This window comes from Paludisphaera soli, assembly GCF_011064595.1.
Taxonomy (GTDB): Bacteria; Planctomycetota; Planctomycetia; order Isosphaerales; family Isosphaeraceae; genus Paludisphaera; species Paludisphaera soli.
This window is the reverse complement of record NZ_JAALJI010000039.1, coordinates 1-13,548: the sequence shown is the minus strand read 5'-3', so window position 1 is coordinate 13,548 and position 13,548 is coordinate 1. Positions and strand designations below refer to the sequence as shown.

Below are 13,548 nucleotides of genomic sequence, written 5' to 3'. Positions count from 1 at the left end.
GTCATGCGGCCGGGCGCGTCGCACGCGGGGAGGGCCGATTGCGCCCGGGGCGCGAGCCCCGCCCCGAGCCGTCCGGGACGACGGCGGCCGGCTTCGCGTCCCAGGCATGGCCGGCCTGGCGGGCGTCCGGCGGGCGGCTCGGCTTCGCGGCCGCCGAAGCTTTCACGTACCCCGTCCGGTCGGCGAGCCCATCGACCTCCTTCGGGGGCCGGGCGAGAGCCGGCCCCGGGGCGGCCTCGCCCGACCCATGGCCTGCAGCGCGCGGAAGCTCGCCTGCCGAACGGCCTGGCCCCCCGCCGCCGCTCCCGCCCACGGCCAGCAGGAGATGCGTCCGGTACGCTTCGCCCTGGCCGCCCGGGACCTCGATGATCTCGATCTTGAAGCCCACGTCCTCGGCTTTCATCGGCACCTCGATCAGGGCCCCGACGGGCGGCGTGTCGAGCCCGCGCAGGGCGTCGGCCGCCCCGGCGCGGACTGCCCCGTCCGGGCTCTTCGACAGGTCGATCAGCTTATCGACGGCCCGCCTCAGGCCGTCGACCGCTCGGCCCACCGGATCGGGTCCCCGCTTCGCGTCCATGTCGGCCTCTCGTTGAGGCCGGGCTCGGCCCCGAGGTCCCACCCCATATGAGGCTTCATTCCGTCACCCTACGCCAGGTCGCGGGGGGGGGACGCCGAAGCGGAGGCCGCGAGCGGGTGGACTTGATGCTCGGCCGCTACATCCGATTAACGTCAATCGAGTACGTCATCCGCCATGGTGCCCGTCCGACCAGATCGGCATCTCCGCTGGGGGATGCACGCGGAGCACACCGGCCGAGGCCGACGCCTGGGCGGCCGTGATGATGATAGTGGGCACCCAGGCGTCGATGGTCGGTCGACGTCGCGACGCGAGCGAGGTCGGGGCGGCGGGAGGCCGACTCGCCGCATCGGCCGGGCGGGCGAACCCCGTCCGAACTCGTCAAGACCGCCAGGCACGCCGTCGGCCGCGTCCATCCCCGACCGAGCCCGGGGCGCCGGACGACGCTTTGGCCGCGGCGGGAGGCTCGAACGGGATGACGTCGGCCGAACCGCCGGGCTCGGCCGTCGGCTCGGTGCGGGGCTCCCCGGCTGCCGACGGCGTGCGGCGCAGCCTCGCGAGCGCCTCGATCGCACCGACGTACCGCCGCTCGGCCGCCGACTGCCGCCTCGTCAGACGGTCCCGGCCCTCGGCCGTCGCCCCCCCAGGCCGGGCCGCCGCCAGGTCAGCGTGGTGGACCTGCAGCCAGCAGGCGACCACCCGGTCGACCAGCAGCCGCTCCAGGGGCGAGGCGGCGGCTCCGCCCAGCTCGCGCCTCAGGTCGGCCGCCTTGCGCGCGAAGATCTCCGCCAACGCCGCGTCCGGCCCGGCGAGCTCGCCGATCCAGCTCCTCTCGACGTGCGCGGCCAGGTCGCCCAGCCGCCGCCAGATCTCGGGCCGGCGGTCGAGCGCCGCCCGCAGCCGGGCCAGGGCCTCGTCGCCCCCGCGGCGGGCGTCCGTCAGCAGGCCGCGGATCTCGTCGATCTCGGCGTTCGGGGCGCCCTGCGGCCCCTCGGCATCGCTTCCATGCATCGCGCCTCCACCGGCCGCCCTCGCGGCCTCGCTCGTCATGTCGCAGATGGCGTCCAGTTCGGCCGTCGCCCGGTCCAGGTCGTCCAGCCGGGCCCGCGCGGCCGCGCGGGCCCGCACGCGGTCGGCGCGGAGGTCGCGGACCTCGGCGATCAGGTCGGCCGCCAGCTGCGCCGGGGCCCCCGAGCCGTGGTAGCCCTTGACCACCCGGCCGCCGACGCGGCGGGGGTGGTAGTAGCAGAAGACGTCCCCGCGCCGCTCCCATCCCATGGATTCATCCACCGCTTGTGCTACGAAACCTCGATCGGGACGCCCGGCGTCCTCCCCATCATCCTCGATCCCGGCGGCCGGCGACAGGAAAACGAGGCCGGCGGAGCCTCGGCGGTCCGTCGCGCCCGCTCGTCGGACGCCGTCTCGGCCGGGAGCTCGTTGCGGGAGGCGCCCGCCGACGCGGTCGGCCCGGCCTCGGGGCCGATCCTCCGCGGACCTCCTCGGAGATCTCGGTCGCCGAGGGGATCGCTTTCGGAGCCTCCGCGACGTCGAGACGGGCCTCGTCGAGCGACGGCGGCTCGACGAGCGGGGCGACTTCGGCGGGAACGGCCCGGATCCGAGGCGAGATCGATCGATGGACGTCGGACCGCGGCCTCGCGAAGATCGGCTGCGGACGCCTCCGCTTCGCGGCGATCGAGGGCGTCGCGTGACGTACGCCGGATCGGCGGGCCTCGTCGCTCGGGGCCGTCGACGACGCCGCGGCCGCGCGATTCCCGGCCGCGACCGGCTCGCCTGAGGAGGCCGGGGACGCCCGCCGCCCGGCCGACGCATGGAACGCGTCCATCTCCACGCGAATGATCGTGCTCCGGCGAGCGGGCGCTTCATCGGGCGCGACGCCTGCCGGCGTCGGTCGCTCGATCTACGACCGGGATGTGGGGATCGAGGTCCCGAGCTCGTCCTCGTCCTCCCGATCGATCCCGGCGAGGGCGACGGACGGACCGCGGCGTATTCGGATCGCCCGGGAGTCCGATCCGGGCATGAGAGCGTTTCCCGGCACGCCGTCACGCGGCCGTCCTCATGGGCGCGGCCGAGCCTGGGGCGAAGGCCGGCGGGCCGGGTCGTGGGGGCGGCGGGCGTACGGAAAAGTCGCACGAATCCCCTTGGAGCGGATCGGATCGACGGGTATCTTGCCGGGCGTCGGGGATGCACCGCCCGGGGCACCCGGGGGACGGGGCCGCATCGAGGGCCGCCCCGTCGGGCGGCTTCGCGACGCGGCGGGGGACGTCGGCCGAACCGGGCCTCCCACGTCGATCCGGCCGCTCGGCGACCTCGACATGGCCGGGGGGCGTTCCAGGAGGCCTTGGCGGGCGGCGGACCTACGGGGCGTCGTCCCGGCCGACATCGTCGACCGCCGCGGCCCGCCCCTCGCGTCCGCGACGGCCCGGATTCCGGGGACTTACGGCTTCTTGCAGTCGAGCCGGCCGGGGGGCCGCCCGGAGGACGACGAATCCGGCGCCCCCGCCGCGGGGCGTTCGCGGGCTCAGAAGGAGGGCGGCGATGAGCGGCGTCAGGGTCCTGGTCGGCACGCGCAAGGGGGCGTTCATCCTCACGTCGGACGGCGGCCGGGGCCGCTGGAAGGTCGACGGCCCCCACTTCGCGGGGTGGGAGATCTACCACCTGAAGGGGTCGCCGGCCGATCCCGACCGGCTGTACGCCTCGCAGTCGAGCGCCTGGTTCGGTCAGATCATCCAGCGCTCCGACGACGGCGGCCGGACCTGGTCTCCCCCCGGCGGCGGTCCGACGACGACTCCCGAAGGCATGCCGATCGGGCAGAGCAATCGGTTCGCCTACGACGTCTCGCCCGAGACCGGCAGGCCGCTGACGACGCACCAGTGGTACGACGGCACGCAGCACCCGTGGGAGTTCAAGCGCGTCTGGCACCTGGAGCCCTCGCCGACCGACCCCGACCTCGTCTACGCCGGCGTCGAGGACGCCGCCCTGTTCCGATCCGCCGACGGCGGCCGGACCTGGGGCGAGCTCGCCGGCCTGCGGGGCCACGAGTCGGGCCCGGGCTGGCAGCCCGGCGCGGGCGGGATGGGGCTTCACACGATCGTCCTGGACCCCGGCGACCCGAGGCGGATCTTCATCGCCATCTCGGCGGCGGGGGTGTTCCGATCCGACGACGGCGGCGAGACCTGGGCCCCGAAGAACCGCGGCCTCCGCTCGCAGTACATCCCCGACCCGGACGCCCCGGTGGGCCACTGCGTGCACCGCATCGCCATGCACCCGTCGCGGCCGGACACGCTCTTCATGCAGAAGCACTGGGACGTCATGCGGACCGACGACGGCGGCGAGACGTGGCGCGAGGTCAGCGGCGACCTGCCGTCCGACTTCGGGTTCCCGATCGACGTCCACGCCCACGAGCCGGAGACCGTCTACGTCGTCCCGATCAAGAGCGACTCCGAGCACTACCCGCCCGAGGGGAGGCTCCGCGTCTACCGCAGCCGCACCGGCGGCGACGCCTGGGAACCCCTCACGGAAGGGCTGCCCCAGGCCGACTGCTACGTGAACGTGCTGCGCGACGCCATGTGCGTCGATCAGCTCTACCCGTGCGGCGTTTATTTCGGCACGACCGGCGGCCAGGTGTACGTCTCGCCCGACGGCGGCGACCGTTGGACGCCCATCGTCCGCGACCTGCCGGCGGTCCTCTCGGTCGAGGTCCAGACGCTGCCATGATCCGCGTCGCGCTGCCGTTCCACCTGCGGAACCTGGCTGGAGCGACCGGCGACGTCGTCTTGAGCGTGGAGGGCCCGGCGACCCAACGGGCGGTCCTCGACGCGCTCGAGGCCCGCTTCCCGGTCCTCCGAGGGACGATCCGCGACCAGGAGACGCAACGGCGCCGGGCGTTCTTGCGCTTCTTCGCCTGCCGCCGGGACCTCTCCCTGGAGGACCCCGACGCGCCGCTGCCCGCCGACGTCGCCGAGGGGCGGGAGCCGTTCCTCGTCGTTGGGGCCGTCGCCGGCGGTTAGCACGCCCTGGCGTCCGCGAAGCTCCCGTCGCGCGCTCCGGCCCGACGGACCGACGCCCGTGCGACGATCCCGCGGCCCGGGGGATCGACGTCCACGCTGGGCCTCCCGCCCCGGGCGGGGACTCTGGTCGCCGATTCACGACCCGAAGCGTCGCAGCGGGGCCGGCTCCCCGCCCTCATGGCATTCTCGCACCAAGCCTCCACCCGGACGCCTCGCGGGAGATCCGGGTCCGCCCCGGGCACCTTCGCAGCCCTCGTCCGACGAAAGCACGGCCGCGAGGTCGAGGCCCGCGAGCGTCGGGGCGAGGCCGGTCGCAGGCGCCGATCCGAAGCCGGATTCGTCCAGCGAGGCGATCAGGGGGAGCATGCGGAGGGCGGCGGCCGCGTCGAGGTCGAGCGCCAGGGAGGCCGCGACGAGGCGACGCAGCCGCGCGTCGCGGCCCCTGGGGGCCGCCGGACCGACCGCGAACGAGCCGTCGGCCGCGAACTCGGCCTCGCCCGCGGCGGCCAGGAAGTCGACGACGAGCGGCCCGCCCCCGTAGCCCAGCGCCCTCCAGGCGCGGCCGGCCGGCGGCTCCGACGCGTCGACGGGCGGGTTGATCGCCTGGTGCTGGATGTAGCCCGCGCGGTCGAGCCGGGGCCGGACGTCGAAGAAGACGGCCGCGAAGGCGGCGACCGCCCCGGCGGGCATACAGCACTTCCTCGCGATCGCGTCGTCGCCCTCGGCGGCCAGCAGCCGGGCCTCGACCTCCCAGCGCCGCCGGTTCCCGCCGTCGCGGAGGCGGAGGGCCCGGGCGAGCGACTCGTCCGCGCCGATCGCTCGGCAATCGCTATCGGCGACCTCCTGCGCGTCCTGGCGCGCGACGGCCCGATCCACCCAGGGGTCGGCCCATCCGCGGCCCGTCGCGGCGGCCGCCCCTCGCAGCGACGACGCCAGCCGCCACCGCCAGTCGACGGCGAGGCGGGGGCTCTCGGGGTGGATCAGCTCCAGGGACATGGGGGCCTCTCCCGTCGTGGGGCCGCCGCCCGGATCGAGTGCGGCGGCTCGCATCCCATGGTCCCACAGACGCCGGCCCATGCCAACGCGCCGCGTCGGTCGCCGCATCCGCCGGTCCCGCCCCGGCCCGGCGTCGAATCGCGCCGGCGCCGTGTCGCCGGGCCAGTTTCAAACGACCCGATCGATCGATCAACGTTAATCAAAACCCGCTCACATCGGTGGCGTACCCCTCGGCCGCGCCCATGGCGGGTTTCAGGCCGCCGTGAGCTTCAGGAAATCGTGGCGCGGGTTCACCGCTTGGTCGGCGACGCCGGCTCGGCCCGCGTCGCCGACCGAAGGCCCCCGCCTCCCCGATCGGTTCGGGGTGATCCTCGACGACGCGGTCGGCGGAAAGGGTCGGCGGCGAGGCGGCAGACGGACGGCCGCCAAGGCCGAGGTGGAGAGGGAGAGAGGGGCCGGTAAGAGGGCGGACGGATCACGCCGCGCGGGTCCCGGCGGTAAGGACGTCCCCTCGCTCGCATCGCCGGTGGACGTCGAATCGAGGTTTTGGCCGGGTTGATCGGGCTTGCAAATCCCGCGTCGGCGATTTAGGGACTTTCGGGTCCCGGGACCCGCCGGTACACGCCGGCATCCCCTAGGCGGGACGAAGTCGAAAGGGCCTTTTGGATCGACCCGTGCATCATCGCCCCCCCCCAGACGACCCTTGGCCCCCAGCCGCTCGGGAGGGTGGATCATCGAACGCATGCTGCGATCGATGATCGTTGCAAGATCGTAGGTTGGAGGCGCCCGGTCGCGATTGGCGCGACATGGGGGTGGAATCGGTCGGATGGTCGAGCCGATGCGTCCGCATCGCCCGGGGCCCGGCATCTAGGCCGACGCCATTCCCCGCTTCGACGACCGACGTCGAGCCGGATCGCGGCGACTGCCGACGACAATGTATGCCGAGCGAGATGGAAAAGCACGGTCTCCGGAAGGAGATCGTCCGGTTGCGACCGACTGTCCGCATGGCGCGTCGGAACCGTCTGGCGACGGCGGCGCGCTCGAATTGGTTTGCAGGTTTCGACAGACTTTCAGTCGAGAACTTGTGCTTCGCAAACAACTACATGTCAATTATTTAAATATACAAGCATAGGTTTCATAGGTATCCCTCGACTTTCGCACATACTAAGCGGATCGCTCCCCTATTGATCTAGCAGGAGAGCCCTCGGACCCTAAACCTATGCAACCTAGGCGTCCAATCTAAATCTTGGAACGGCAAAAGTTTAGCTCTCCTAGGTTTGGCGGCGCACCTCATGCCGCACCTCGGAAGGTCGTCCGCCGCCCCACACCGTCCCGGCGTCCCGGATCACGGGGGCCGGCCGGCGAGGCGTCGGATCTCGGCTGGCCGCCCTTCGCACCCGAATCACCCCCTAACCGACGGCCAGAGGCTCCAACCGGTAGAGGGCCCCCCCGTTGCCGGCCGTGCCCGCCGCGAGGACCCTTAGGCCCCCGAACGAGGCGTCACGTCGCCGGGACAGGGCCCTCCCCAGCTTCGACCTCCGACTCAGCTCGTTGCCGTCGCCCAGGACCCCCTCCTGGAAGCCCTCGGCCTCGATCAGGGGGAACAGCACCGGAGCGCCGACGACATCGCCCCCGAACACGGCCCACCAACGCTCTACGAATGCCCTCCATTTCGTCGCGTCGTCGCTGGCGTGCGCCGTCATCTCGGCGGCGTTGGCCATGAAATCGGGGCGGCCGATAGACCCCATGATCCCCCCCATGACCCGCGCCCACGGCTCGTAGCTGCCGACGGCGACCGACCCGTCGGGCCGGCCGGCCGCCATCCACGCCCGACAGAGCGTCAAGGCGGCACCGATCAGCGGCCCGCGATGGGCCGCGGCCCACGCGATCAGGTCCGGATGTTGGAAGTCGGAGGGCGGCCGCGTCCAGGGCTCCTCGACGGGGGCCACCATGCGGATCAGCGGCGTGCGACGGGCTAACTCCTCGCTCATCCGGACGTTGTTGCCGGCCGCCACCCAGACGCAACGGACGGGGACCTCCGCCGTCCGGGACGCGCCCATCATCCGATCCTTCATCGTCCGGGCCGTGAGCGCCGAGGCCAACGCCCCCGAGTCGACGTAGGTGTTGACGTTGTCGATGAACAGGAACTTCGGGTCGCCCAGCAGGGCGGCGAAGACGCGCTTGCGCCACTCGGCGTCGTCGTCGGCCTCGGGCATCGGCTCGGCGCAACGCCCGGCCGCCACGACGTGGACGGCGTCGACCAGCAGCCCCTTGCCGGTGCCGGGCTTGGCGGCGTCGATCAGGTGCAGCGGTGTGGGGCCGTCGATCAAGGACCGGACGAACGGCAGCAGGAGCAGGGCCAGGGCGTTGGTGCGGCTGGCTTCGTCCTTGAAGGGGAAGTCGCCCATCAGATCGCCGAGCAGAAGCTGCAGGGCACCCTGCACCGACTCGGGGCTCGGCTGCTCCGGCACCTCGGGCACGATCAGGCCCGGGGCGGGGCGATAGACGACGGCGGCGGCGGGGTGGTAGCCCGGGGTGGCGACCAGCGTCCCGTCGCGCGCGAAGGTCGGGCACTCCACGACCCCCTCCAGCGGCGGGATCGCCGCTTGCGGCCAGCCCGGCAGGGCCAGCAGGTCGCGGACGGTCTCCAGCGGCGGGGGGACGTGGGCGAGGGCCCCCCCGGCCCGGCCGTACCGCGCCCCCCGCCACGTGGCGATCCGCGCCAGGTGGCCTCGGAGGGCGTCAGGCCCCATCGGCTCGATGAGGGGCGTCCCGCCCGCCCCCGCGGCCCGGACTCGCACCAAGGTCGTGCCCCGCTGGAAAAGCGTGGGAGGGTCGTTCGACAGCTCGACGGCCGCCAGGGCGTCGTCGGTGATCGCGTCGAGCGCCCGGTCGACGCAGACGATCTCCGGGCGTCCGGCCTCCAGCTCGCCCTCGGGCACGGGGACCAACCGCTCCAGCAATTCGTCGGGGGCCGCGGCGACGCCTACGTCGATGCTCATGACGGCGCCCCCTTCCGGGTCAGGAGTTCGCGGACGTCCTTGAAGCCCGCCGGCGGCATGCTGACCGTGACGTCGTCGCGGCCCATCAGGGCGCGGAGCCTGCGACAGGCCGCGACCGCCCCGTCGTAGCCGGGGCGCCGCACCGCAGGAGCGCCGTGCTCCAGCACGAGCCCGCCGTCGCGACGCATCGGCTTGGCGTCGTTCTCGCCCAAGACGACGATCGGCCGCGGGTCCCCGGCCAGCAACTCGGCCAGCTCGGCGACGCCGCCGGAGGCCGAGGGGCGGCCGATCGCGCAGGCGCCGGCGGCGACCAGCGCGGCCGCGTCGCTGAAGCCCTCGGGGCAGTGGACGGGGCCCGGATGCTCGCGCCAGCCGGCCGGGACGTACAGGCCCCGGCGGCCGCCGGCCATGATCCGCTTGCCCCCGTCCTCGTAGCGGCGGTTGATCGCCGTGATCCGGCCGTCGCCGTCGCGCTCGGGGATGGTCCAGCACTGGCCCTCGACCACTTTGCCGTCGACCTGCCGGAGGTCGGGCCTGCGCCAGCCGACGTGGAAGCGCGCCAGGGCCGACTCCGGGACGCCCAGCTGGTCGGCCAACTGCCCCAGACGCCCCGCGTGGCGACCCCTGAGGGCGGCCTCGAAGCGAGCGGCCAGCTCCTCCCAGCGCTCGATCGCATCCTCGTCGAGAGGCGGGCGGTAGGCGCCGTGGGCCGGAAGGCGATAGCGGGAGCCGGCGCGGAGGTCGGCCCGTTCCTCGCCCGCATCCCCGGGGAACAGGTCGCACGGCAGCAGGCCGAGGGCCTTGATGACCCTGGGCTGCGAACAGCCTCGGGCGCCGGCGATGTCGCCGTACGCCTGGCAGTATAGCAGCACCGACCCGACCGGCATGATGCGGCCGTCGCGGGAGTGTCTCTCTCGGTCCAGCTCGACGACCTCGAAGTTCAGGCGGCCGACGTCGCCGAGGTGGCTGGGGCATCGGGCGGCATAGCCGGAATAGGTCCGCTGGTGCTGCAACTCGAGCGCGTCGAGCTGGGCGAGCACACGGTCGAGCGGCTTCAGTCGCCCGAGCTCGGCGCGGGGCCGAGGCTTCGGACGTGCTGCGGGATCGGGCCGGTTTCGGGGGTCGAACCCGGCGAGCTTGCGGGCCAGGCTCATCGCGGGCCCTCCGAGGACGCGGCCGGGATCGAGCCGGCGGTTTCGACGCGAGGCATGGGGTCGGAAGCCTGGAACGCCGGCGGGCCCCCATCGCAGCCTGCGTCGGACAGCCCTTCGACGCGGGCGCGCGCGGCGGCCCGCGTCCCGATTCGTGCGCTCGGTCGCCTTGCGCGATCCCTGGGGCGAGTCCCGATCGTCGCCGCGCTGTGGCCGCCCGCCGCGAGACGCTCGGCCCGCGTGACCAGGGCCCGGAGGTCCCAGGCCGTCCCCGACCCGGCGGCCGCGAGGTCGCCGAGGAAGGATGCCCCCAGGCCTTCGGGGTCCAGGACGACCTCCGCCGCCCGCTCCTCCCAGTGACGCGGCCACGCGGGCGGGGGTGTGTCCCGCTGCATCAGCCGGTCGATCATGTCGGCGCCGCCGCCGAGCCTTTCGTCGTAGAACGCCCCGCGTCGGTCGACTTCTCGTCGCATCGCATGGTGCTCCTCGTGAGACCGGCGACGCGTTCGACGTCGCCGGCCGGGAATGGGTGTCGTACTCGCTGTCAAAGGGAGCCCCGACGTCGGGACGGACGCCGAGGCGCCTGAGTCTCCGCATCGACGGCTTGCTTCCTCCGCGACTTGAGGGCCTTGGGCGCCCCCGCCGGTTCGTCGCGCCCCGCCCTCCCGCGTCGGTCCGACCCGGGGGTCGTCGCGGCGTTTTTGGCGGGCTTGCTCGCCGGGGGAATGCTCGACCCCTTGGCGGGCCGACCCTTCCGGGGACCGGCAGGCTCCTCGGCGTCGCGCGGGGCCTCTCCCGCCTCGATCCCTCGGCACGCTTCGGCGGCCCCTTCGTCGACGCCGGGCTGCGAATCTTCGATCTCATCGAAGGGATCGAAGTGCCGCAGGTTCCGGAACCCATCGCCGCTGCAGAACCAGCACGTCCGGCCCTCGTTGTTGACGCCGGAGCCCCGGCAGTCCTCGCAGAGCCGCCAATCCGCGGGGCGCCGGACGAACAGGAAGGCGTCCGCGAGCAAGGGCCCCGACCCGTGTTCGCGAAGTCGGTCGCAGGCTTCGGCCACGAAGCCGGGGTCCGCCGCGCGGATCCGGTCGTCCAGGGCCTTGAGACGACGCCAGTACGTCGCCTCGCGATCGAACTTCTCCTTGTTACCGCCGCTCAACTTCGACCGGATCGAGAAGCCCTGCAGCCAGAGTTCGTCGGGCTCTTCGTCTCCGACCGCGTCCGTCCCGGAGAGGACAGGGCCGCCCGCCGGCGAGGCCGATCCCTTGGCGGCCCTCTTGGCCTTCTCGGCCCGACCGTTCGCGGCCGCCTTCTTGACGGCCGAGGGGCCTTGCGACACGACCTCGGACTGCGCCGCAGGCGTGAGCTTGGCGATCTCGGCGGCGGGCGTGACCGCGACTTTGCCCTTCGTCACCGCATCGATCAACTCGGGGACCCCGTGCTGCAACACCTTCTCGGCCGACCCCACCAGCCGCGGCGAGACGTTCACGGCCTCGGCCGCCTGGTCGCGGCTGTGACGGGTGGGCAGATCTGCCAACCCTTTCCCGCCCCGGCTCATGTTGAGCTTGGCCTCCTTCGCGAACTCCTCCTTGAGGCGAGCGCCGGACATGGCCCGCTGGGATTCGTTCAGGTGGCGCCGGAGGATGTTCCTGGAGAAGACGTACTCGACCGGCGACCCCGGGCCCGCGAATTCACGAGTCTTGAGGGCCACGCCGGCCGCGGCGCAGGCGCGGGCGCGGTTGCGGCCGTCCAGGATCTTGCCCTGATAGGTCGTGATCGGCTCCAGGAGCCCGTTGGCCCGGATGTCGGCCGCGAGGGCCTCGAACTCCTCGCCTTCGAGCGGGGGAAAGAGCTCGGCGAGGGTATGGGGCTCCAGCTCCGTCCCGGTCTCCGTACATTGCTTCATGGGCGCATCTCCAAAATGAGTGTCGATCTCTCGCGTGCGACGTGGGGCCTCCGCCGGGCGGCCGATCCCCTCTCACATGCGGATCAGCAGGATGCAGTAAGCGACGACGTCGTCGATGCCGGGGCGGGCCCTGACGCCCTCCCCCTCCGTGGGTGAATCCGGATCGGCCTGAGAGGGCTGATGGACGGGCTGCATCGGGGCCGAGGCGGCAGCCGTACGCTTCGAGGGTCCTCTAAGCGTGACGCCGCGGCCCGGCCGGACGCGTGTCGGCCGCGTCGCCCCATGGTCGGTGCCGGCGACCGAGCCTGGCCGGTCCTCTCCTTCGCCTCGTCCCGCCAGTTCCCGCGCCCCGGTCGCCGACGGGACGTCGGCGCCGAAGCAGTCGAATGAGATTTCACGGGTCGTGGGATCCAAGACCGCCTTTGCCAGGACAAAGTCGAGGCCGCGTCCTCCGGCGAGCCGCAGGGCGACCAACCTGCCGACCAGCACCATGCGGTTCCCCAGCCAGAGGTCACGATCCGTCTCCATCAGGAGATGATCGCCCGGCGCGATGCGTTCGCCCTCGACCCGGACGACCGGGTCGCCCGGCTGGACGGTCAGCAGGTACCGCGACTCGCTGCCGTGGAAACGGGCCAACGGGAAGCGGGCCCCGCTGAGAAGGGCCGCGTGCCGGCGCGGGTGGCCGGGGAGGATGCACACGGCCATGGGGGCCATCCAGTCGCCGCTCGCGACGTCCGGGGCCGGGGCGGGCGTCGGCTCGCCGACGCCCCGGAGCAGCCAGTCGGCGTTCACCTTGGGGTCGGCGGCGACCAGTTCGAGGAACCGGCGTCCGGGGGGCTTGTCGCCGCGGACCACCTGGGAGATCGCCGGCTGCGTCACGCCCACGTCCTCGGCCATGCGGCGCTGGTTGCCGCCCCAGACGTCGCGGAGGAGGATTGCGATCCGCCCGAGCTGCGTCTCGGGGTCCAGCGAGCCGTACGTCGTCTTGCGGGGCATGGGTTCCTCGACGCTGCGAGTTTTTTATCAGTTGTCATAGGCTTATCACCCTGGTAATTTACAAAGTCTAATGTCGGCAGTGGGACAGAGCAAGTGATTCCTTGAACTTCATGGAGCCGAACGAAATGGGACCTGCGACCGAGCCCCGATCTACGCCCGATCTCCGGACCGACGCGATCTGCCAGCGCCAGATCGCGGCCCTATTCGGCGTGTTTGAGAGGACCGCGTCGTTGCAAGCCAAGGCGGGCCGGCTGCGCCGCTTCGAGCACGGCGTCCCCAACTGCGGCCGCCGCAAGTATTCCCGTCGGCTGGTCGAGTTGGAGGTGGAACGACGCTGGCGCCAGGCCGTCCAGGGAGCGTACGAGGAATGAGGAGGAGCGTCGGCGCGACCCGAGCGACATGCCTCGGCGACTTTATCCGCGAGGCCATCTACGCAGCTTCCTCCGAGAGGTGGCAGCTTCTCTACGAGTCCAAGGGGCGGACCTCTTCGATCTGCTCGGAAGGCCCCCCCCAGTCGCCGCGGCGCCGGCCATCCGCCGGCCATCGAAACCCGGCAGAGACCTTCGGGATTTCGAGAATCCTCCGCGCCGGCCCCGATTCCGACCATGCGGAAACCCGGATTCCACGAGCGAGGCGACATACGCAGGAGAACCTGATGCCCCGCCTGACCTCTCGACCCGCCGTAGGCCCTCATGCCTCGCCCGCGGCGAGATCGACCGCGCGGGCCGGTACGACAGGCCGACGCGGAACATTCCCACGACCATCCGAAAAGCGACCGCGACCGCCGACGACTCCATCGTCGCAGACGCCGCCGGGGTCGTGATCTCGGCCCCGATCGTCCCGAACGCGGCGGATCGCCGGCCCTACGAATGGCCGACCGGCGTGGAGGTCGACC

Annotated in this window: 12 protein-coding genes; 3 read left to right on the top strand and 9 right to left on the bottom strand. The window is 72.7% G+C overall.

Annotated features, from left to right (window positions below):
* Window position 1: 1 nt before the first annotated feature.
* The 3 genes from G6O68_RS28950 to G6O68_RS33690 form a co-directional block, all read right to left on the bottom strand.
* Complete coding sequence (locus tag G6O68_RS28950) at window positions 2-577, bottom strand: hypothetical protein (RefSeq protein ID WP_165252753.1); 576 nt, start codon at window positions 575-577, stop codon at window positions 2-4.
* A 378-nt stretch (window positions 578-955) separates the two neighbouring features.
* Window positions 956-1,852, bottom strand: a complete 897-nt coding sequence (locus G6O68_RS28945) for a hypothetical protein (RefSeq protein WP_165252751.1) — start codon at window positions 1,850-1,852, stop codon at window positions 956-958.
* A 58-nt stretch (window positions 1,853-1,910) separates the two neighbouring features.
* Window positions 1,911-2,417, bottom strand: a complete 507-nt coding sequence (locus G6O68_RS33690) for a Y-family DNA polymerase (protein WP_390625402.1) — start codon at window positions 2,415-2,417, stop codon at window positions 1,911-1,913.
* Window positions 2,418-3,130: 713 nt separating this feature from the next.
* On the opposite strand from G6O68_RS33690, the gene G6O68_RS28935 reads away from it, so the two are divergent.
* Together G6O68_RS28935 and G6O68_RS28930 are read left to right on the top strand one after the other, a co-directional pair.
* Window positions 3,131-4,309 (top strand): WD40/YVTN/BNR-like repeat-containing protein, encoded by a 1,179-nt coding sequence (locus G6O68_RS28935; RefSeq protein WP_165252747.1) that lies wholly within the window; start codon window positions 3,131-3,133, stop codon window positions 4,307-4,309.
* Window positions 4,306-4,602: a MoaD/ThiS family protein gene (locus G6O68_RS28930; RefSeq protein WP_165252745.1), complete on the top strand. Its 297-nt coding sequence runs from the start codon at window positions 4,306-4,308 to the stop codon at window positions 4,600-4,602. Before G6O68_RS28935 ends, G6O68_RS28930 begins: the two co-directional genes overlap by 4 nt.
* A 135-nt stretch (window positions 4,603-4,737) precedes the next feature.
* Here the strand turns inward: G6O68_RS28930 and G6O68_RS28925 are convergent, their stop codons facing one another.
* The 6 genes from G6O68_RS28925 to G6O68_RS28900 all read right to left on the bottom strand — a co-directional run bounded on the left by G6O68_RS28925 (window position 4,738) and on the right by G6O68_RS28900 (window position 12,653).
* The gene (locus tag G6O68_RS28925) at window positions 4,738-5,598 is read right to left on the bottom strand and encodes a hypothetical protein (RefSeq protein WP_165252743.1); all 861 of its coding nucleotides are present in this window, start codon (window positions 5,596-5,598) and stop codon (window positions 4,738-4,740) included.
* 1,409 nt (window positions 5,599-7,007) lie between these two features.
* Entirely contained in the window at window positions 7,008-8,600 is a 1,593-nt protein-coding gene (locus tag G6O68_RS28920; RefSeq protein ID WP_165252741.1) for a hypothetical protein, read from the bottom strand.
* Entirely contained in the window at window positions 8,597-9,754 is a 1,158-nt protein-coding gene (locus tag G6O68_RS28915) for a hypothetical protein (protein ID WP_165252739.1), read from the bottom strand. The genes G6O68_RS28920 and G6O68_RS28915 overlap by 4 nt, the downstream gene beginning before the upstream one ends.
* On the bottom strand, window positions 9,751-10,224 hold the full coding sequence (locus tag G6O68_RS28910; protein ID WP_165252737.1) for a hypothetical protein: 474 nt from the start codon (window positions 10,222-10,224) through the stop codon (window positions 9,751-9,753). The genes G6O68_RS28915 and G6O68_RS28910 overlap by 4 nt, the downstream gene beginning before the upstream one ends.
* A gap of 71 nt (window positions 10,225-10,295) precedes the next feature.
* Complete coding sequence (locus G6O68_RS28905; RefSeq protein ID WP_165252735.1) at window positions 10,296-11,657, bottom strand: hypothetical protein; 1,362 nt, start codon at window positions 11,655-11,657, stop codon at window positions 10,296-10,298.
* Window positions 11,658-11,729: 72 nt separating this feature from the next.
* Window positions 11,730-12,653, bottom strand: coding sequence for a helix-turn-helix domain-containing protein (locus G6O68_RS28900; protein WP_165252733.1), 924 nt, complete (start codon window positions 12,651-12,653; stop codon window positions 11,730-11,732).
* Between the two features lie 125 nt (window positions 12,654-12,778).
* Here G6O68_RS28900 and G6O68_RS28895 point away from each other — a divergent pair, with 125 nt between their 5' ends.
* Window positions 12,779-13,024, top strand: a complete 246-nt coding sequence (locus tag G6O68_RS28895) for a hypothetical protein (RefSeq protein WP_165252731.1) — start codon at window positions 12,779-12,781, stop codon at window positions 13,022-13,024.
* Window positions 13,025-13,548: the final 524 nt, after the last annotated feature.